This window comes from Nostoc sp., assembly GCF_036917465.1.
Classification (GTDB): domain Bacteria; phylum Cyanobacteriota; class Cyanobacteriia; order Cyanobacteriales; family Nostocaceae; genus Nostoc.
The window spans coordinates 133874-154592 of sequence record NZ_JBALDL010000059.1 but is presented as its reverse complement, the minus strand read 5'-3'; the positions used below and the strand labels follow the sequence as shown (position 1 = coordinate 154592).

General features: G+C 39.5%; 15 protein-coding genes, 1 tRNA gene and 2 pseudogenes. 11 read left to right on the top strand and 7 right to left on the bottom strand.

Going from position 1 to position 20719, the window contains the following annotated elements:
• The first annotated feature begins 19 nt into the window (after positions 1-19).
• Both V7K38_RS13015 and V7K38_RS13010 read left to right on the top strand, forming a co-directional pair.
• On the top strand, positions 20-508 hold the full coding sequence (locus V7K38_RS13015; protein WP_334858315.1) for a hypothetical protein: 489 nt from the start codon (positions 20-22) through the stop codon (positions 506-508).
• A gap of 51 nt (positions 509-559) precedes the next feature.
• On the top strand, positions 560-3649 hold the full coding sequence (locus V7K38_RS13010) for a CHAT domain-containing protein (RefSeq protein WP_334858314.1): 3090 nt from the start codon (positions 560-562) through the stop codon (positions 3647-3649).
• Positions 3650-3668: 19 nt separating this feature from the next.
• Here V7K38_RS13010 and V7K38_RS13005 read toward each other — a convergent pair.
• Together V7K38_RS13005 and V7K38_RS13000 are read right to left on the bottom strand one after the other, a co-directional pair.
• A pseudogene (locus tag V7K38_RS13005) lies at positions 3669-4152 on the bottom strand (DUF29 domain-containing protein).
• 214 nt (positions 4153-4366) lie between these two features.
• The gene (locus V7K38_RS13000; RefSeq protein WP_265274848.1) at positions 4367-4963 is read right to left on the bottom strand and encodes a glyoxalase-like domain protein; all 597 of its coding nucleotides are present in this window, start codon (positions 4961-4963) and stop codon (positions 4367-4369) included.
• A gap of 197 nt (positions 4964-5160) precedes the next feature.
• On the opposite strand from V7K38_RS13000, the gene V7K38_RS12995 reads away from it, so the two are divergent.
• Both V7K38_RS12995 and V7K38_RS12990 read left to right on the top strand, forming a co-directional pair.
• On the top strand, positions 5161-5790 hold the full coding sequence (locus tag V7K38_RS12995; RefSeq protein ID WP_334858311.1) for a sigma-70 family RNA polymerase sigma factor: 630 nt from the start codon (positions 5161-5163) through the stop codon (positions 5788-5790).
• 98 nt (positions 5791-5888) lie between these two features.
• Positions 5889-6962 (top strand): tetratricopeptide repeat protein, encoded by a 1074-nt coding sequence (locus tag V7K38_RS12990; RefSeq protein WP_334858309.1) that lies wholly within the window; start codon positions 5889-5891, stop codon positions 6960-6962.
• Positions 6963-7001: 39 nt separating this feature from the next.
• On the opposite strand, the gene V7K38_RS12985 is transcribed toward V7K38_RS12990, so the two are convergent.
• Positions 7002-7709: a hypothetical protein gene (locus V7K38_RS12985; protein ID WP_334858307.1), complete on the bottom strand. Its 708-nt coding sequence runs from the start codon at positions 7707-7709 to the stop codon at positions 7002-7004.
• Positions 7710-8236: 527 nt separating this feature from the next.
• The gene (locus V7K38_RS12980; protein ID WP_334858306.1) at positions 8237-9712 is read right to left on the bottom strand and encodes a sensor histidine kinase; all 1476 of its coding nucleotides are present in this window, start codon (positions 9710-9712) and stop codon (positions 8237-8239) included.
• Between the two features lie 910 nt (positions 9713-10622).
• Between V7K38_RS12980 and V7K38_RS12975 the strand changes: the two genes are divergently transcribed.
• From V7K38_RS12975 to V7K38_RS12950, 6 genes are all read left to right on the top strand, one after another.
• Positions 10623-11141, top strand: coding sequence for a Csu type fimbrial protein (locus V7K38_RS12975; RefSeq protein WP_334858305.1), 519 nt, complete (start codon positions 10623-10625; stop codon positions 11139-11141).
• A 523-nt stretch (positions 11142-11664) separates the two neighbouring features.
• Positions 11665-12438: a fimbrial biogenesis chaperone gene (locus V7K38_RS12970; protein ID WP_334858303.1), complete on the top strand. Its 774-nt coding sequence runs from the start codon at positions 11665-11667 to the stop codon at positions 12436-12438.
• Between the two features lie 187 nt (positions 12439-12625).
• Positions 12626-14959, top strand: coding sequence for a fimbria/pilus outer membrane usher protein (locus tag V7K38_RS12965; protein ID WP_334858301.1), 2334 nt, complete (start codon positions 12626-12628; stop codon positions 14957-14959).
• A gap of 13 nt (positions 14960-14972) precedes the next feature.
• On the top strand, positions 14973-15413 hold the full coding sequence (locus V7K38_RS12960) for a Csu type fimbrial protein (RefSeq protein ID WP_334858299.1): 441 nt from the start codon (positions 14973-14975) through the stop codon (positions 15411-15413).
• A gap of 136 nt (positions 15414-15549) precedes the next feature.
• Positions 15550-17727 carry a polyphosphate kinase 1 gene (ppk1, locus tag V7K38_RS12955; RefSeq protein WP_334858298.1) on the top strand — a complete coding sequence of 726 codons (2178 nt, stop codon included), beginning with the start codon at positions 15550-15552 and terminating at the stop codon, positions 17725-17727.
• A 191-nt stretch (positions 17728-17918) separates the two neighbouring features.
• Positions 17919-18335, top strand: a complete 417-nt coding sequence (locus V7K38_RS12950; RefSeq protein ID WP_334858296.1) for a response regulator — start codon at positions 17919-17921, stop codon at positions 18333-18335.
• Positions 18336-18465: 130 nt separating this feature from the next.
• Here the strand turns inward: V7K38_RS12950 and V7K38_RS12945 are convergent, their stop codons facing one another.
• Positions 18466-18639, bottom strand: coding sequence for a hypothetical protein (locus V7K38_RS12945; RefSeq protein ID WP_334858294.1), 174 nt, complete (start codon positions 18637-18639; stop codon positions 18466-18468).
• Positions 18640-19019: 380 nt separating this feature from the next.
• On the opposite strand from V7K38_RS12945, the gene V7K38_RS12940 reads away from it, so the two are divergent.
• The gene (locus tag V7K38_RS12940; protein WP_334858292.1) at positions 19020-19589 is read left to right on the top strand and encodes a DUF2854 domain-containing protein; all 570 of its coding nucleotides are present in this window, start codon (positions 19020-19022) and stop codon (positions 19587-19589) included.
• Between the two features lie 242 nt (positions 19590-19831).
• Here the strand turns inward: V7K38_RS12940 and V7K38_RS12935 are convergent.
• Positions 19832-20520, bottom strand: a pseudogene (locus V7K38_RS12935) (group I intron-associated PD-(D/E)XK endonuclease).
• A 42-nt stretch (positions 20521-20562) separates the two neighbouring features.
• Positions 20563-20635 (bottom strand) — tRNA-Arg (locus V7K38_RS12930).
• Positions 20636-20719 lie beyond the last annotated feature (84 nt).

Here is a 20719-nt window from a genome sequence, read left to right as displayed (position 1 = left end):
CTTAACAAAGTGAGTCCTTATGGTTCCGGAAAAACAATCTGACCGTCAACAGAGATTAAACAAGTTTTTACAAGCTGTAGACGCTGCTCAAAAAGTGCAGGATGACATTATGAAGTATGGGCTTGAAGCCGCTCATTTATATTGTGATGATGTTGATGGAAATTGGCTAGAAACATGGGGAGAAGACGAAGATGAGCAGCAAAATTTTGTAGAATTAGTGACTAATTTGCTTGAAAGTGATGACTTGGTAGCTGTGAGGGTAAGAAAGCAGCTAAAAGATAAATCGCTCCAAGAGATTGCTGTTGAGTTGGAAAGATGTCTAAGTTTATCTGAAGAAGAAGACCGGATTTTTGCTGTCAACAATTTATTAGTGGGTGGTGTGGCGGTTGCAGAAAGAAATAGCGGAACTAGTAATGAAATTGATGAAATTGAGTTGTTGTATTTAGCTGAAGAATTGCTACAGAAATTAATACACATTTGGGCTAATAATCAAGGCTTAGGTTATTGATTTTATATTTGTCAAACTACCGCTTCGGAATGGGAAGTTTATAGAGTCTATATGGCAAAGGGATTCGGGACTAAAAAACAAACTATAGATGACTATTTAAACTTTTTAATAGAAGTATTACAGGCAACTATAGAGAGTGAAGATAAAGATGAATTAGTTATTCCACTTTTGCACGCAAATATAGACAAACTGGATGATAAATTTGCTCAATTTTTCCAAGATTGGGCAACTTCTAAGCTAATTGTAGAAATGCCAGACAAAGCAGAAGAGATAGGAATACTAATCGGTGATTTTAGTGACATCATTCGAGAACTGCTCATAGGAAAGAGAGCTATCAATTTAGAAATTGCGATCGCTGGGTATGAAATCGCTATTCAGGTTATTAGCCGTGAAGAGTCTGGGGAAGAATGGGCAAGGTTTCAAAATAATCTGGGAATTGCTTACTTCAAACGCATTTGGGGTGATATCTCTGCTAATTTTGAACTCGCTATTGCTTGTTATGAGAAAGCATTACAGGTATACACCCCAGACAATTTCATAGAAGATTGGGCTATGGTACAACAAAATTTGGGCAATGCCTATAGAGAGCGTATTCAAGATGAGCGAACAGAAAATCTAGAAAAGGCAATTGCTTACTATGTAAATGCTCTACAAATCTATAGCCCTAAAAATTCACCTCAATCTTGGGCTATAACTCAAAGCAATTTAGGGAATGCTTATTGGAAGCGTATTTTCGGCGATCATGCGGAGAATATTGAACAGGCAATCGTCTGTCAAAACAAGGCTCTAGAAGTTTACACCCGTAAAGCTTATCCACAAGCTTGGGCATTGACTCAACATGATTTAGGTATTGCCTATTGTCAACGTATTCTGGGACTGGAGACAGAGAATCTCAAACAGGCGATCATCTGCTTTGAAAATGCGTTGCAGGTTCAAACCCGCGAAGATTTTCCACAAGAATGGGCTATGACTCAACTTAGTTTGGGCAATACGTACAGTGATCTTATTCTGGGAGAACCCGCAGAGAATCTCGAACAAGCAATAGCTCATTATCAAAATGCTTTCCAAGTCTACAGTCGCCAAAATTTTCCCCAAGATTGGGCTTTGACTCAAAATAATCTAGGCGTTGCTTACAGGGATAGAATTTTAGGGAAAAAAGTTAAGAATTTAGAAAAGGCTATTGCCTGTTATCATAAGGCTTTGCAAGTTTACACCCATGAAGCTTTCCCAGAAAATTGGGCTATGACCCAAAATAATTTGGGTGTTGCTTATGAGGAAAGCGTTTGCGGGAATCAAGCGGAAAATTTGAAACACGCAATAATCTGCTATAAAAAGGCTTTGCAGATTCGTACTCCTACTACATTCCCAATAGACTGCCTTACAACGGGGCGAAACATGGGTCGGGCGGCTTTGAATGCTGGATTGTGGTTCACAGCAATTGAAGCTTATACCATTGCTGTTGAAGCAGTTGAAACCAGTCGAACCTGGGCAACTTCTGAATCTCGCCGTCAAGAAATTTTAGAAGAAGCCATTGATGTTTATCAAAAAATGGTGCAAGCTTGCATCAATGCTGGAGAAATAGAAAAAGCTTTTGAATATTCAGAGCGATCGCGTTCCAAACGCCTGGTAGACTTAATGGCAAGTAACAATCTCTACCAAAGCGGCGAAATTCCCCCAGCAGTTGCGGAGTTATTGCAACAGTATGAAGAACTGCAACAAATAATTGACAAAGAACGCCAAAGCCATAAATCTGAAAATAATCGTAGTGAAACACGCGCTGCATTCCAAGCTTACAATGAAGCGATCGCATCTTTAGAAACCCAAAAACAACAAGTTTGGGAAAATCTCAGACGCGAAGATCCCGTATTAGCTGGCGAAATTCAAGTTAACCCCCTCAGCTTGTCAGAAATTCAAAAGCTAATTGACCAACCCAATACAGCTATCCTCAGTTTCTACACTACCAACAGCGACACCCATATTTTTGTCGTGCAGCAAAACCAAATTACTCTCCACACCTGCACAGGACAAGGGTTAAATATGTTGCAAGGCTGGATTAGCCAGAATTGGTTATTGCCTTATATGAATGCTCCCAAAAAATGGGAAACTCAAATTAACAGTATTCTCCGTGAACTAGCTGAACGCCTGCAAATACCTGAACTCATTTCCCAACATCTTCAAAGAATAGAAGAATTAATTTTAGTCCCTCATTTATTACTACATCAGATTCCTTTCGCTGCTTTGTCTACAGGAGAATATCAGCAATATTTAGGAGATAAATTTCTGATTCGTTATACCCCAAGCTGCCAAATTTTAGAATTTTGTCAACAACGCAAAAATGTAGGGACATTTAATGAAACATCTCTAGAATATGGAACTGTGGAAGATGCCGAAGATAATCTTCCCTGTGCCAGATTTGAAGGCGAAAAACTCGCCCAAATGTATAACGTTTCACCAGAAAATAGATTAATTGGTAGCAGTCAAGCCACCTCTAAAAACTATCGACAGCTAGCACAACAAGTTCAAGTACTTCATTCCTGCCACCATGCCCAATCTCGTCTCGATAATCCTTTAGAATCAAAGTTAAAATTAGCGCATGGCAGCAGCATCACCTTGGGGCAATTGATGACACCAAGCTGGCGTTTACCTCAACTTGTAGAAGTGTTTCTCTCTTGCTGCGAAACTAATTTGGGTACTCCTTCTCCAACTGATGATATTCTTACTCTGTCTACAGGTTTTTTATGTGCGGGTGCTAGAAGTGTAGTTAGTACTTTGTGGTCAGTCAATGATTTAGCCACAGCATTATTTTCCATTTTTTACTACCAGCAGCGACAAGAAGGTAAAAACCGTCCTGAAGCTTTACAGCAAGCCCAAATCAAACTGCGCGAACTTAATAAAGAAGAATTATTAAAGAGAGAGGATATTCAAAAACTATACAATCATGCAAAAACTGAATTTGAAGAAGCGCAGAGTAAAAGATACCAATACCAAAGACATTCAGCAGAATGGTTAAAATGGACTAGTAAATATCTAACGTACCAGAAGCTTAAAAATCAGATTGAAGTGCTAGAAAATTCCATAGAGCAATTTCCTTTTTCAGATACTCGTTACTGGGCTGCTTTTATTTGCCACGGTTTACGGTGATAAAACAGGAATGAGCTAATTACTCGTTCTGCTCATTAAGCTGATTCAGATTTGGTAAGAATTCAGAATTTAGAGTTTCGCCTAAAGTATAAGGGCATATTTCTGGAAAAACTTGCTCACCTAACTCAGTTTCTCGAATTGCTAAAGCTAAACCTAGTTCATAAACAGTCACGAAAACTTCATTTAGATAAGGTTTTAAACTAGGGCTATCTTGCAGAAGCAGCTTAACTTGGACACGTTGCTCTCGAATTGTACTCAACCAGCTATTACTACGTTTTTCAGGTGGAAATTGCCATTTTAGTAAGTGTCCTAGCAATACTCCGAGCCGATTTCTCAATTCTTGTCGTTCTCTTCTGCCCAAAGTTTCAATTTCTTCAATCAGGTTGACTTTCTTCAATCAGGTTGACTGTATCTAATTGATTCCACTGTTGAGTTTTGAGCAAGCTAACCTGCTCTTGAGTCCAACCATAAAAATCTGTTTCATCCAGGTGAGATACGTACATCTTTTCAAGGGTCATAAGTTTCTACCTAGCAAAACCCTATAATGACTGTTCGTAGTGAGCGATTCATCGCTCATAGCAAGGTTTATCAATACTAAAATCCTTACTACAAACTTTAATTTATTTACGCCTAACTGCTCAAAAAAAATTGTGTGGCGCGATGCCTACGATCGCAAGCTACGCACCACACAATATAAAATTATCTAAAATCTAATGATTAATTCGCTACCTCAGCTACCTCAATCACGCGCCCTTCATAGTCTTTGACCAAAAAGTTCAGTGGCTTCTGGTTACGAATCTTGAATTTCAAACCGCGCGTTTCGACTCGCATTAAAATCATTTCTAGGCAGTCATGGTCAAAACAAACGTGGCGTTGCTGATTTTTGCTACCTAAACTCGCACCAGTAATAATGTGTAGCTGAGTATTTTTCTTCAATTGATACCACAGCCCTTCGGTGGCATTATTCATCATTTTGCTTGACAAACTCGGTCCAGTAGACATGTATAGCGGATCAATCCCAGTTGCGCCTATAGTTTGTTCGTAGTTGTAGTAATAGTGCAAGGGCACCTCAGCTGCTGGCAAATCTAGCAGCCCTTCATACAACTGTCGGGCAACCTCCAAATCTGACACCATTACAGTGTGTACTTTTGGGGCACTGGTGAGGAACATCCACATCGCACCAGCGTAAGCTGCTAGCAGCATTACCATAATGCCTTGGGTGGAAAACAGGCTGTCTAAAGGCAAGGAAGGGAGAAAGGAGCCTAATGTAAGGGGACTGAGCAGGAACGACATCACACTAACTGCTATAACCATGAACAAATAAGGATTCTATAGGGGAGTCGATTTTATAATTGTCGATTAAGACTAAAATTAAGTCCTTGTTTCTAGTTTATCAATAACTCAAGTTGTCTGAGTCTCGGCTACAAACTGGGCAACACCAAGATATTATGCGATTAACTACGGGAGTGCAATTCCCAAAATTATTTTAACAACTATCAACTCAAAGAATTGTGCAAATTCCTCATTTTCCTGAAGCTAATCACCCTCTGGTAAAGTCGCTATTCCATCACAGTGATCATGAACTACTGACTCTGTTTCAGCGCTATCCAGATGCCGGAAAGTATTTTACGGTGATTTTTTGCCGCTATAGCCCCATAGTGTATACCTTAATTCGGCATTCGGCGCGATCGCCTGTGCAGGCAGATTATCTGTTTGCCCTTACCTGGCGGCATATCTATTACGAACTCGGTGGACTAAATTTAACCGCCCCTGAATCAGGTGAGCAAGCTTTAACCATGCAAAATTGGTTAATTAATATGACAGCTTTTTGTATTAACGAAATTGAGCTACCACCCACAGAAGCAATTCATTATTCTCTGCAAGCAACTTCGCCGCCGCTATGGTGCTATGTACAACAGGCATTAGACCAACTACCACCTGTTTTACGATTAATTGTGTTAATGTCTCAAACTTTCCACTGGAGTGAAACTAGAATCGCTGCGTATCTGCAAGCCGAAGGAGAAGCGATCGCTCCTAACGAAGTAGCCAATTTTCTCCACGAAGGCTATCGTATGCTAGAGGACAAATTACCCACAGATATCCGCTCTATATACTTTGGGGAAGATTTTGCTCAATCATAAACTTAAGTGTAAATGCGTATATCATTTATCTTCAATTTAAAACTTAAAACTTCTTCTTAGACCTTCTACTTAAACCTGCAACTTTACGGGTAATTTTTATGAAACAACGGCTTGCATTTCCCAGGCAATTAGTTTGCGTAGGTGTGATTTCTCGTCCCCAGGTACTTTTACACAGCTTTTTACTGCTTACTTTTTTGCTGAGTCCCATAGCTGCGGGTGCGGTTGACATTACGCAACAACTCCACCGTCCTTTAAATAGTTCCATTGGGCGACAATCAAGAGATGAAGCAGACAGCTTGCTACGTATCGGTGAACAACAATATGCTTCAGGATATGCCGATAAAACAATTGCATCTTGCTTGCAGGCACTAGAACTATATCACTCAATTGGCGACCTAAAAGCACAAGGTCTCACTTACAATTTGCTTGCAAAATCTTACATCCAGCTTGGTAGTTCAAAAGAGGCAGAAGATGCTTTACGACGAGGATTAGCGATCGCTCGTGATACGAAAGACTTCCAAACTCAGATTTTTGTGCTAAATAATATCGGTACATTTCTCCTGCAACAGGGGGAATTTGCTGATGCTGGTAAAATAGTTGAAGATGCACTCACAATTGCTCACGGTGTCAAAAACATTGAAGGGGAAGGACTATCTTTGAGTAATTTGGGTTTGGTAAGTACCAGGTTGGGAGATTATAACAAAGCCATTAAATTGTATGAAAATGCTTTACTTTTTCGCCGTCAGACTGGCGATGCCATCGGTGAAGCAAATACTCTGAATAATTTAGGTGATGCTTACTTAGCATCGGGAAATTATCAGGATACTATTGCTAGTTATGGTGAAGCGATGCAGACAGCTAAAACTAACCGCGATCGCACTAATGAATTACGCGCAATTGACGGTTTAGTTGAAGCTCACACTGCTGTCGGACGCTACGAACGCGCCTTTTATTTACTAGAGCAACGTTTAGCACTTGCTAAAGAATTGCAAAATTTGCGAGAAGAATTAAAATCTTTTGAGTCTTACGCTCAATTATACAAGCAACAAGGTAATTACCTCACTGCTCGTAATTTTTACGAAAGGGCAATTATACTGGCGCGAACATTAGAAGACAGCAAACAAGAAGTGCAATTGCTCGATCAGTTAACTAAAATGCTTCAGAAACAGTAGGGGCAATTCATGAATTGCCCCTACTTTCGTACTATTTGATTAATTCAAAAACACTGAACCATTTCCTTCAATTCTCATAGCACTTCTACCCTGTGCTGCATTGGTGGCTTCCTTAAATGTAACTTCCAAACTTCCTGGAGATGAAGAAGCTTGTGGAGTGACTATCAACTGTCCGCCATCTTCTCGTTCAAATGTCACCGTTACTGGTGCTTTTAGACCTTGCAATGTGACATTAGACTTTCCTTGTAGCGATCGCGGTGCAGTATCGCCAATCACTTGGAAAGTTACATTAGCCGCAGTGTCATTTACCAAGCTGATATTAACAGTACCATTAGTTAGTGCGATCGTTGCACTTGGGGTTTGTCGTGGTGGTAGTAGTCGTTGTTGATCGGTGAAAATCCCTCCTGGTGAGGGCTGTTGAGTTTTAGCCTCAGGACGTTTAGCACTTGCTTCTGGAGTTTCACCGCCGATACCCAATCTTGTTTGTGTTTGCTCTGGTGATGGGTTAGCAGGAGCGGGAAGAAGCCCTTGAGCAGCTAGTCTTTGTGTTAGGGCATTAGGGGGACATCCCATCGGCACTACAACTTGACTATTATGTGGTTCTTCGTAGAAAATCCTGGGACAAGGGTTAACTTTGGGAGTAGATTCTTGCGCTAGTGCTTGAGGAATTGCTGGCGCACTAATCAGTAATCCCCCAAAAATAGCACCCAGTAATTGAGCGGATATACGAAAGTTTTGAGACTTCATATTTTTTATTTACTCCTGAGAAAAGTTAAAATATTTTTTCTTATAAGACTTGGCAAAATCATTGAATACAGTGAGAAATTAACGAATTACCTCAGAGTATGTTTGAAAAGTCGTATTCTCGGTATAAAAAGTTTTAAGTCCCCCTTATAAAAGGGGACTTAAATTCCGGTTCCCCCCTTTATAAGGGGGGTTAGGGGGGATCTAAAAGTGCCTAAAATAACAGTGAAATACTTGTTCATTCAACCTCTCACCGAAAATTATGTTTGTGGGTATTGTTTGCGTCATTCATTTTTGAGATGAATGATTTTTCAAGCAGTAAATTAATTAAATTAGGGATTATCAGACATTCAATATATTTATAATATAACAACCTATTAGATTTTTGGTATCTAGCTAAGGACTCGTAAATAATCTAAAAAAATAAATATATTTCATTCTCAAGATTGAAAATTTCAATCAGAAAATAAGCCCAAAGGTTTTAATCATTTGTAATTAACAACATTTTTCTAACAGTCAAATTGTGTTCTTTAAGACTCAAGAGTTATTGGTAAAGTCACGGTAAAGATTGTGCCAAAGCCTTGAGTACTTTCAACTTGAATATGACCCTGATGATGTTCGACAATAGCTTGAGCGATCGCTAATCCCAATCCTGAACCAGTAGCGCTGGCCGTAGCTGTATTCCCAGTTGTATGAGTTCGTGCCGGATCTACCCGATAAAAGCGATCAAACAAGCGTGGTAGTGCTTCTGCGGGGATGCCAACTCCGGTATCACTCACCTTAACTTGCAACTGGGCACTGGTGTAACGTAGTCCAGAAACGCGATTTATTCCCTCAATCCGCGCCAATTCCACTTTTACCCGCCCACCTGCTGGAGTGTAATGTAAAGCATTAGCAATTAAATTTGTGAATAGCTGCACCAGCTGATCCCAATTGCCCACAAGGGTAAACCAATTTTCCAGTAATTCAGGGTTAGTTTCAAAAGCAGGAGGATCAACTAAGTCTAGAGAAAGGGCGATCTTTTTTTCAGGGGCTAACAATTGTTGTTCTTCAACCACCTCCATCAGCAAGGCATCTAGCGGACAAGGTGAAAAAGTTTCTTTGCTAATACCGCTATCCTGCCTTGCTAAAAAGAGTAAGTCATTAACTAACCTACCCAAACGCTGCGTTAAGCGTTCCACTATCTTTAACTGTTGCCGATATTGCACAGAAGTAGTAGTTTCTGCCTCTGCTAACTCCAAGTCTGCGAGGGCGACTTGCACATTTGTTTGAATCAAAGTGATGGGACTTCTAAGTTCGTGAGAAGCATCAGCAGTAAATTGTTTGAGGCGTTGATAAGACTCCCCTACAGGTTCCATTGCTTTACCCGAAAGAAACCAGCCACTTGCGCCCACAGAAGCCAGCATTAACCCAATACCTAGCGCCAAATCAAAAATCAACTCACGACTGGGTTTAGTGACTTCAAACCAAGGATGACTAACACGCAGATATCCTACTACTTGCCGCCCCACTTCCAACCGTTGGGTAATTTGCCGTAATAAGAGTGGTGAGTTTTGAGTGAGGAGTGAGGAGTTAGGAGTTAGGAATTTTGAATTTTCACTCTCTCCCTTGACTACGCGCACAGTTTCACCAGTTGGGTTGACATGAATGGGAATATTTAGGGGTTCGGATAGCGTTGACCAAAGTAATTTACCAGTGGGACTAAACCATTCTAGGTCGATGTGGTCATCTTCTACGGTGTAGGCATTCTCACGAAAACTGGCTTCTAAATTAATGCGAAATTTATCTGCATCAGCATTAATTGGCTCAAATATGAGCGTAGATGCACAGGGATTTGTTGTCAGACAACGCTCTACTATTTCAACTACATGGTTAAGGGTATCATCAATCCGCTCAACCAAAGTACTACGAACGTATAAATAAACGCCACTAGCGAACAGTAGTAATAATACAGCAGTGACGGCAGTGTACCAAATTGCCAGACGACGGCGAGTAGCTTGGAACATATTTTTTTCTCTATTATTTTGTTAGCTGAAATAGCACATCTAAAGACTTTTTAAACATCTTTTAAAAATGACTAAGAAAGGGTTTGACTCTACTTAATACTGTTTCTTTGTGAAGCTGCATATAATTTACCCCCCTTAATCCCGCCTTATAAAGGGGGGAAACAGGAAATCCGGTTCCCTCCCCTTTATAAGCTACGGTCTACACACAAGTCTTTGAGAGTGGCCTCATAAGCTTTTGATCCCCCCAACCCCCCGATAAATTGGGGGGCAAAAGTCTCTTGAAGTCCCCCAATTTATCGGGGGATTTAGGGGGATCTCCAACGATTTTGGGTTTGTACAAAGATGTGTGTACACCGTAGCCTTTATAAGGGGAGGGTTATGGTAAGTGAACTCAATATCCAGTTTTTACAAGAGTTTCACGTTAGGGACTTCCAACAAATAAATTATCCAATTTTGTGGGGCGGACAAGATGTCCACTCAACAAGAAGTAGTTGAGTATTTTTTTATTTGGAAGTTCCTTAACTTGATACCAATGGCAACATGAACGCCCTAGTTGTGCAAATTAAATGTGCGACAGCTTATAATCTTTGAACAGTCGTTGTAAGACGCTTAAGTAATTATTTTTAGATTGTATTATAAACTTTAAGAGTTATTACTGAACTCATCCTGTAGTAAAATTCGTATCGTTGATTACAGTGCTTCATGAAAATGATAAGCAAGTTTCCTGGTTAATGCCGTGTCAGATACTTTTAATCTTCTGCTACTCTATCCCGGTCAAAGCCACGCTTTATCTCAGTTTAGAACAAGTTCTAAAGAGTTAGAGTTGGGTGTTATCAATTCAACAAACACGGTATTAACGATAGATGCGAACTTTTCAAAAAGCACATCAACTATTTGGAGAATTAACTATATGATGTTACGTCGTCTTGCTTTAGCTTCTGTTTTACTAATTGCTAGTTCATCTGCTCCCGCAATGGCAGGTACAGCAGGTACTAACTTAACTGTTTCAGCTACAGTTGGTGCTACATGCAGTATAAGTACCACTGCCCTTACTTTTGCCATCTATTCAACAACAGTACCTAATGATGCAACTGCATCTGTAATAACAAACTGTACGAGTGGTCTTGTAGGAGCGAAAGTTACCTTCGGTCAAGGTCAATATGCTGATACTACTGGTGGCAGTACTGATGCTGCACCTATACGTCGATTAAGCGATGGTAGTACTACTCCTAACTATTTAACCTATAACCTTTACTCAGACGCAGGTCGTGGAATTGTTTGGGGAAACACACCTGCTACAGGTGTGGTAATTCCTACTGCTACCGGTTCTAATCAAACAACCTCTATTTATGGTCGAATTGATGCTAATCAGACGACAGCTCCGGCAGGAAATTACTCTGATACAGTGGTAGCTACTGTTACGTACTAATACCAAGATTATATAGGTTTTGATGAGTTTAAGGCTAAGTTTGGGAGCCATTCAATGTGATGGCTTCCTGAAATCAGGAGAAGTTACATTTCAATAAGTAGACACAAAACGCTTAAACAAAAATTAATCCCACACCTGAATGGTCAGGTGTGGGATTAATTCTTGGGCAATAAATAATATAGTAATCCTAAATCATTAGTGAACAATTAGATCCCCGACTTCTTAAAGAAGTCGGGGATCTAAGCCTTGCAACTTTACCAATCAAATAGGATTTCTATAGCTCCACCTTAGTTGTGAGTATCTGCGTTAACAATTCATTAAATCTTTACAAAAAATTAATTTATAGAGTATTTTTATTTATTATTCAGTATTATTACTAATGTCAATTCACTATATCATTAATTAAATTACAGACTTACATAAGTAAAAAAAAGTAGGGTTTCATTCCTGCTAATAAAGCAAATGACAATATCTCAAATTGCTATAGCTTTGCAGTGTTAACTAAAATTTTTAATAAATTATTATGCTTTTCTTTAACAAAAAAAGTTCCCTAATTTTAAGTTTAATGTTGAGTCTGGGGCTGGTTGTAATAGACAAAGCTGGTGCGAGTAACTTCAGAGTTTTTCCGATTCAAGTCGCGTTTACTTCTAAGGTGTCTAGTCAAGTCCTCAATGTACACAATGAAAGTAATGAGACTTTACGCTTTCAACTTCACACATATACTTGGAAGCAAAATGCTAAAGGTGAGATGCAGCTTGATGCTACAGAAGACATAGTAGCTTTTCCTGGCTTATTTACCTTAAAACCTGGACAACAGCGCCTTGTACGTGTTGGGACATTAATCCCTGTCAGTCCCATCGAAAAAACCTACCGCATTTTCATTGAAGAACTCCCTCCAGAAAAAAAACCTAATCAAGAGCCGACTGGAATTAGCATCTTAACAAAAATAGGGATTCCTATATTTCTTCAACCTAGCAAGCAAATTGTAGAAGGAGGTATGGAAAATATTGTTGTTAGCAAAAATCAGATAAATTTTCAGGTCAAAAATACAGGCAACGTTCATTTTATTACTCAAAAAATCAGGGTGCAAGGTCTTGGGGAGGGAGATAAAACTGTTTTTGACCGCCAACGAAATGGTTGGTATATTCTTGCTGGGACATCTCAATCCTATGACTTAAAAATATCTCAACAGGAGTGTAGTAAAACTCGAACTTTAGTAATTGAGGTCAAAACAGATAATAAAGTTTTCACAGAAAAACGTGAAATGCCTAAAGGTGCTTGTAGTGCCTCAAATTAAGTAGCCGAGTGAATATAATTCGCGCTTACACAGACAAAACCCACCTCAGTGGGTTTAAAACCCTTGATTTTCTTTTAGTCCACAGAAGTGGACTTCTTTGCGAGACGCTATCCAAACACTTATGTAGTAGCGAACTTTATTGACCTAATACTTTTAAAACATCCTCTTAAGGAAAGTTATTTAGTTGATGAGAAATTGGCATTCATTACAGTTCCTTGGTAGCCTCACTTTTTGTTTAGGTTCTAGTCTTGTAATATGCCATCAAGTTGTAGCACAAGATCAAAAAGCTATTTTAGAACTGAACGTTAACCAAGTTTCCCAAGGAGAAGTTTTTGTTATATTACGGAAGAGCGATATTCTCGTTCGCCCCTCAGACTTACAAAAAGCACGATTGCAAGGCTTTTCTGGTATTCAGGAAAGTATAAACAATGAAACTTATGTTTCTCTTGCTTCACTAGCTCCTAATGTTAGCTATCAATTTGATGAAAATACTCTAACTTTAAGCATAATAGCCCAACCTGAATTACTAGGTTCTACCTCAGTAAATTTAGGAAGTGAGTCACCAAAAAATATTGTCTATAGCAAAGATACAAGTGCTTTTTTAAACTATGCCTTCAACGTGCCGCTTAATGGGCAAGCATTTGATAACTATACTTTCTCTGGAGAAGCTGGGCTAAGTTTGAAAGGCAACCTGCTCTTTAGCAGCTTTTCGCGCAACTTAGACGGCTCATTTGTGCGAGGCTTAACAAATTTTACTATAGATGATCCTAACAATTTGAATCGATGGGTAGTTGGAGATAGCTTTGCCAATACTGGCAATTTAGGGGGCGGAGTATTTCTGGGAGGTGTTAGCTTCTCACGAGAATTTGGACTTAATCCTTATTTCACTCGCCAACCAACCTTTGCACTATCTGGTGCTGTTCTTAACCCTTCTACACTAGAGGTTTTTGTCAATGGCCAACGAGTTCGTCAACAAGATTTGCCCCCTGGTCAGTTTCAACTAAATAATTTAGTATTACCTGTGGGTAATGGTTCTGCAAAACTTGTTATCCGCGATTCTTTTGGTCGAGAACAGGTTATTACCTCACCATTCTATTTTTCTACAGGGCTTCTCAAGCCAGGGCTATCTAGCTACAGTTTTAACCTGGGCTTCCGTCGGGACAACTTGAACATTGATAGCTTGAATTATGGTTCTCCTGTCTTTTTGGGTCAATACACTCAAGGTATAAGTAAATCCCTAACTTTAGGAGGACGTTTAGAAGCGTCGAGTAATTTAATTAGTGGTGGTTCTACTCTCACAACTGCGCTACCTTTTGGTGCGCTAGAAATATCTTTAGCCGGTAGTAGTGAATCAGGAGTACCGGGTGCGGCTGCATCAATAGCCTATAATTACTCTGGTAGAACTTTAGGTTTCGGTAGTTCGGTACGCTTATTTACTGACAAATATGCCAACTTAAGCTTAAGTTCGTTAGACGATAGACCAAACTTAGAAACTAATGCCTTTATATCTGCAACGCTAAATCGCAATTATAGCTTAGGTTTACAGTATGCCTTAGCTGATTATCGCGATCGCGGACAGACCAATCGAATTTCTCTATTTAATACTATTCGGCTGAACAATCGGTCAAACTTATCTATAAATCTTAGCCATTCTTCTCAAGCTACAGAGTCTCCAATAAACGAGATATTTATTGGGTTTAATTATTCTCTTGGTAACGCCACCAGTGCCGACGTGGGTCAGAGTATTAGTAGTGATAAAAAAGCTGTAACTACCTTATCTTTGCAACAATCCCCTCCTGTTGGGGAAGGCTTTGGCTATCGCTTTCAGTTGAGTCCTAGCGAGGAACAAATACCAGGTAATGGTAGGTTAGTTTATCAAGCTCCCTTTGGTATTTACGAGTTTAATTACGATCACAACCGCAACGGCGAAAATGCAAGTACTCTTGCCTCCGGTAGTATTGTAGCAATAGGAAACAGTGTCTTCTTTACCCGTCCTGTAACAGGAAGCTATGCACTCATTCAAGTACCAGCAGTTAGTGGAGTGCGGGGTTATATGAGTAATCAAGAAATTGGGCGAACTGATTCTAGGGGCAACCTTTTAATACCAAATCTACTGCCATACTATGGCAATAATATCAGAGTTGAAGATCAAGATATTCCACTAAACTACAGGGTTGATGCTAACGAAAAAGTAATTGCGCCTAGTTTTCGAGGTGGGGCAATTGTTCGCTTTCCTATAGAACGTATTCAGAGTATAATCGGCAATATTTCTCTAGAAGTATCAGGAAAAACTATAATTCCTGTTTATGGTCAGTTGACTGTAAATCTAAATGGCAATCAAGTAGATTCACCGATTGGTAATCAGGGAGAATTCTATTTAGAAAACATTACTCCTGGTCACTATGCGGCTAAAGTAGAATATGAAAAATTTATTTGTACTTTTGATTTAAATATTCCGCGTTCTGACAAAAAAATAGTTAATTTGGGAAGTTTAAAATGTACTCCAAATCCTGGGAAATAAGTAGAGAATTATAATGAATAAAAAAATTGTATTAATATTAGGCATTATTTTAAACTGCACAACTGCCTTACCAGCTTTATCCCAATGCACTATAAGCGCTAATGGTGTGGCTTTTGGTTCTTACGATGTTTTTAGTAGTACTAAGAAAGAGTCTACTGGCAATATAAATTATAACTGTACTTCGGGAACTCCACATTTTACTATTTACCTCAGCAAAGGTAATGCTCCATCTTATAATCCCCGGAAATTGACATCTGGAAATCATTCTCTTAATTACAATCTTTATCTAGACGCAGCAGGATTACAGATTTGGGGCGATACAACAGATAGCACCAATCAATATAGCAGTTCTAACCTAACGGGTAACGTAATTATTTATGGCATAATTGCACCTATGCAAAATGTCAGCGTTGGAAATTATACAGATTCCATTACAGCTACAATTAATTTTTAAGACTAGGGACTGCTAGGGTGGGTTAAAACTTAGCTATTGCTAACTGTTGTCTCAGCATACCGCTCAAGCACCATTTAACTTACTATGTGTATTGTCCCCCAGTTAAATGGCTATATCTGCCTGCCTTTAAGTCATTATGGCAAAATCTAAAAAAAGCTCTACCCCCATCAATCTCAGCGATCCACAATATTATCTTAACCGAGAGTTAAGCTGGCTAGAATTTAATGCCAGGGTGTTACATGAAGCCTGTGACGATCGCACGCCTCTTCTGGAACGCCTCAAGTTTTTGGCAATCTTTAACTCTAATTTGGATGAGTTTTTCATGGTGCGGGTTGCTGGTTTAAAGCAACAAGTAGAGGCGAAAGTCAGCTTATTAACTCCCGATGGTCGGACACCACAACAACAGCTAGATGATATTAGGTCTACCCTGATTCCTCATGTCAAGAAAGAGCATCAACATTTTGAGGAAGTACTTCGTCCCCTACTAGTCAATCATGGCATTCATATTCTGAATTACATAGATTTGAATCAAAAACAACGAAGTCATCTAAATAGCTATTTTGAGGAGCAAGTATTTCCAGTTTTGACACCTTTGGCTGTCGATCCTAGTCATCCCTTTCCTTTTATTTCTAATCTCAGTCTGAATCTGGCTGTTGTGGTTAAGAACCCAGACACAGAAGAAGAATTTTTTGCCAGAGTTAAAGTCCCTAGTGTTCTCCCGCGATTTTTACCAATACCGCCTGAGTTGGGACAAAATAACGACAAACCTGCTCACTGGACTGGAGTACCTTTAGAACAGGCGATCGCTCATAACTTGGAATCTCTATTTCCAGGGATGAATATTCAAGAATATCATCCGTTCCGCATTACCCGTGATAACGATTTGATTTTAGAAGAAGATGAAGCAGATGATTTGCTGTTAGCCATTGAACAGGAATTGCGAAAACGGCGGCTAGGTGGGAGTCCAGTCCGGCTAGAAATTCAATCCCAGACTCCTGAAACAGTGCGATCGCGATTATTGCACGATTTGGAATTAACAGAAAGCGATCTTTATGAAGTAGACGGTCTTTTAGGACTGCGGGATTTGATGTCTTTTATGGCATTACCACTACCGGAACTCAAAGATCCACCACGCCAATCTGTTGTCCCATCACGCCTGCAAAGGTTGAGGGAACCGAGTTTAGACCCCGATGTACTAGAGACCGACGAAGGAAAAGACTTTTTTGCTGTGATTCGAGAAAAGGATTTACTAGTACACCATCCCTATCAATCCTTTTCGGCTACAGTGGTGCGCTTTATCACCCATGCCGCCTACGATCCGAATGTGTTAGCGATCAAGATGACACTTTACCGCACTTCTGGCGATTCGCCCATAGTCAACGCCCTTATTGCTGCTGCTGAAAATGATAAGCAAGTATCTGTACTGGTGGAATTAAAGGCGCGATTTGATGAAGAAAATAATATTTACTGGGCAAAACGACTAGAAAGAGTTGGAGTGCATGTAGTCTATGGTTTAGTGGGGCTGAAAACCCATAGTAAAACCGTCATGGTGGTACGGCGCGAAAAAGACCGGATACGTCGCTACGTACACATTGGCACCGGAAATTATAACCCAAAAACAGCACGGTTGTATACAGATTTGGGATTATTTAGTTGCCGGGAAGAATTAGGTGCTGACATCACAGATTTATTTAATTTCTTAACAGGATACTCCCGACAAAAGTCTTATCGAGAGTTGCTGGTTGCACCTGTGAATATGCGCGATCGCTTTTTAGCACTAATTCACCGCGAAATTGACAATGTTAAAAATGGATTTTCTGGACGCATTGTTGCCAAAATGAACTCCCTAGTCGATCCAGAAATTATCGCTACTTTATATGAAGCTTCCCGCGCCGGAGTGCTAATCGACTTAATTATTAGGGGTGTTTGTTGTTTGCGTCCAGGACTTAAAGACATTAGTGAAAACATTCGCATTATCAGCATCGTCGGTCGCTTTTTAGAACACTCTCGGATTTATTATTTTCATAACAATACCCAAGAGGAAATCTATATCGGTAGTGCCGACTGGATGCGCCGCAACCTAGATCGGCGAGTCGAAGTAATTACACCAATAAAAGACCCTGATATTGCCAAGGATTTACAAGAAATTATGGGAATTATGATTGCAGATAATCGCCAAGCTTGGGATTTACAAGCTGATGGCAACTACATTCAACGCCATCCCTATGATGATTCTCCAGAAGCTAATTCACAAAAAATTCTCATGAATATGGCATTACGCTCAACTGGTATAGCCTCAAACCTGATTGATTAAATAATTAGCTGGTTATACCTTGACAACTAGCTCAACTTAGTAAATTTTAGAAAACTTTAATTTTTTGAGAAGTTATCTAAGCTGCTTGTCATCGGTTCACACAAGTTATTCAACCATTGGATAGATTGAGTGCTGGTACTTGTTAACATAAGCTAGAGGAGTTATCCTAAATAAATTTGTCTTTCACCTCGATGTTAATGTTATCCTGTGAGCTTTCTACCTTGCGTGTTCTAGTAGTCGATGACCACGAACTGACTCGTTTAACCTTACAACTAGTTTTTTCTTGCCAGGAAAATATTCAAGTAGTAGGTTTAGCCAGTAATGGTGAAGAAGCTATAGAAATGGTTAAACGTTGCCATCCTGATGTAATTGTTCTAGATTTACAGATGCCGGTCATGGATGGCTGGAGTGCGTCTAGTCACATTAAAGCTCTATCTCCAAATACCCAAATCCTTGCTTACTCCTCAGTGGAAGACGTAAATTTTCAGGGAGCAAAGGCAATGTCTAGCTTTGATGACGTTTGCAAGAAAGATGTACCCACAAGCGAACTGATAGCCTTAGTTAGGCAATTAGGTCAGCGTTCAGGAAATGGTTCAGTTGCAGGATAAATTAATACAGCTACGTTGCTTCGCCAACTCAGGCTTAGTCCAATTTTGGGGGTTTAAAGACACGATAGGACTAAAAAGCGTCGGTAGAACCGGAAATTTATGGTTAGACCGACGCAATTTTTGGTAATCTCTACTCTACCGGAATAGTGCGTTTAAATTCATCAATTAATTCATCCAGTTCTTCCAAAGCCTGATTTACGTCAACTCTCAAAGTTCCCAGGTTCGGTTGCTCTAGTAAGCCTAACAGGTAATCGCGTTTACTTTTAACTGCGACAATCCGTTCTTTTATAGTCTGTAAATCCATTATTTTTTCCTATTTTTAACTACCTTTAAGTTTTAAGTTAACTTAAAATCAAACATTCTGGGGCACTAAGTAGGTAAACCTAATTAAACATCACATCAAATGTTCAGCAGTATAGATATAGCGGTTCTCGGTTGAGTGAGATACACCCGTAGGGGCACGGCACTTGGTCTTTACTGTCAATACGTAAGTCTTAACTAATCCTCTTCCCTAATTTGTTACTAATAGCCGATGATAATAAGACTGATACCTTTTTGCAAAATTGCTGCTACAGGTACGTTGGTAGTGGCTTACAGCATTATGTCACTACAACCAATTCATTTGTTGCCAAAGTTTTGGGAAATTGTATTAAGGGTATTCAAAACTGATATTAATTTAAGCTCATGCTAGGTAAAATCTCTTTGGGAACACTCGGTTTAACTGTCGGCGGCATATTAACCATCATTGGTTTCGTCGCCTATGCTGGCAATAATGCCACACTCAATCTTGTCGGATTTTTTTACGGGATTCCTCTATTGTTGGGAGGGCTGGCGCTGAAAGCTAATGAACTCAAGCCAGTACCCTTTACCCAAACTACATCACCGTCAGCATTGATATTGCGACAACAGCAAGCAACTGATACTCAAAATAAAATTCGCAAAGACATCACCCGATATTGTTATGGTCAAGATGCTCATCTAGATACAACCCTTTCTTTTCTAGGTTTAAGTCCCACTGACGAGGAACGGCCAACAGTTACAGGGTTGCGAGAAGTAGAAGTTAATGGCAACTATGCCTTAATTTTAGAATTTGATTCACCGCTAATACCAGTTGATGTATGGCAAAAAAAGCAGGAAAAAATGACCAATTATTTTGGCCCCGGATTGGAGATTCAAATAAGGCAGCCATGTGAAAATACAATTGAGCTAGCGCTGATTAATACTCCAAAAGAGTCCCTAGTCACTAGTCAATAGTCAAAAAATCTTTTTTACTGTAGCTAACCTAGCTTCAAGAGCATAATTACGATGCTTTCATGAATACCCCAATAACAAGAATTCATCGAAACATAATTAGTTCGGGTAATCTGAAAAATATCTGAATTGTATAATCAAATTAAATCAAATTTTTGCAGGGTGGGCAGGTTCAAATGAGCGCTCACGCCGAAGTATTACCTGCCCTAATTGTGCAATTTCAATGTTGAATATCTTAATGCTAGCTAATCATTTTTTATAATGTTTCCATAAGCTTTTTTCACCCAATACCCTCTAGGTGGCTTGTCTATTCCATAGCTTTACACCATTTTTCTACAGCCTTATCAGACACACCAAAATCTCTACCAATTTGTGCTGTTGGTTTTTCCCACACCAGTTTTTCTAGTTCTTCTTTTAATGGTCTTTCTACTTTTCTGGTATGAATTCTAGAGCCTGGGTTAATTTTTCTGGTTGTTAAATCAACGCAAAACTCCTTATAGGTTCGCTTAGATGCTGTTTCAGGTAAGTCTATAAAATCTTCCCACCAGTAAAACAGTGTAGCTGAATTAGGTATCTGAGTAGTTATGTAGCAACCATTAAACTTAATTTATGGATAAACAACTTTATCTATATCAGGCAGATAAACAGCATAAAAGTCAAAGTCATTTACTTTGTACTTCTTCTGATGAGTACTATTTTTATCTACCCAAATAGTTTTATTGACTACTCTATTATCTCCCGCGTATTTAGCTTGTATTTTGTAAAATTTATCGTCTTTGTAGGCAACAAAATCAAAAGGTAAATGCTCACAAACAAATGGTGTGAGGACTAAATACCCTTTAAGGGTTAAATCAGCGATCGCTCTTGTAGCAGCAATATCGCCTTTATTCTTGGTATGATGCAGCAATAACGAACCCTCAAACGGAGAAATCATCATATCACTTTACACCGCTTGAGGGTTCATATTGAGTTAAAACGAGCGCGGCAGGGTTCGAACCTGCGACCGATTGCTTAGAAGGCAATTGCTCTATCCACTGAGCTACGCGCCCAAAACAAAATTATGGCTCCCAAAGGAGTCATCTAAACTATTATATCTTTTCTGCGTATCAAGAAGCAATCAAAAATTGCAGATT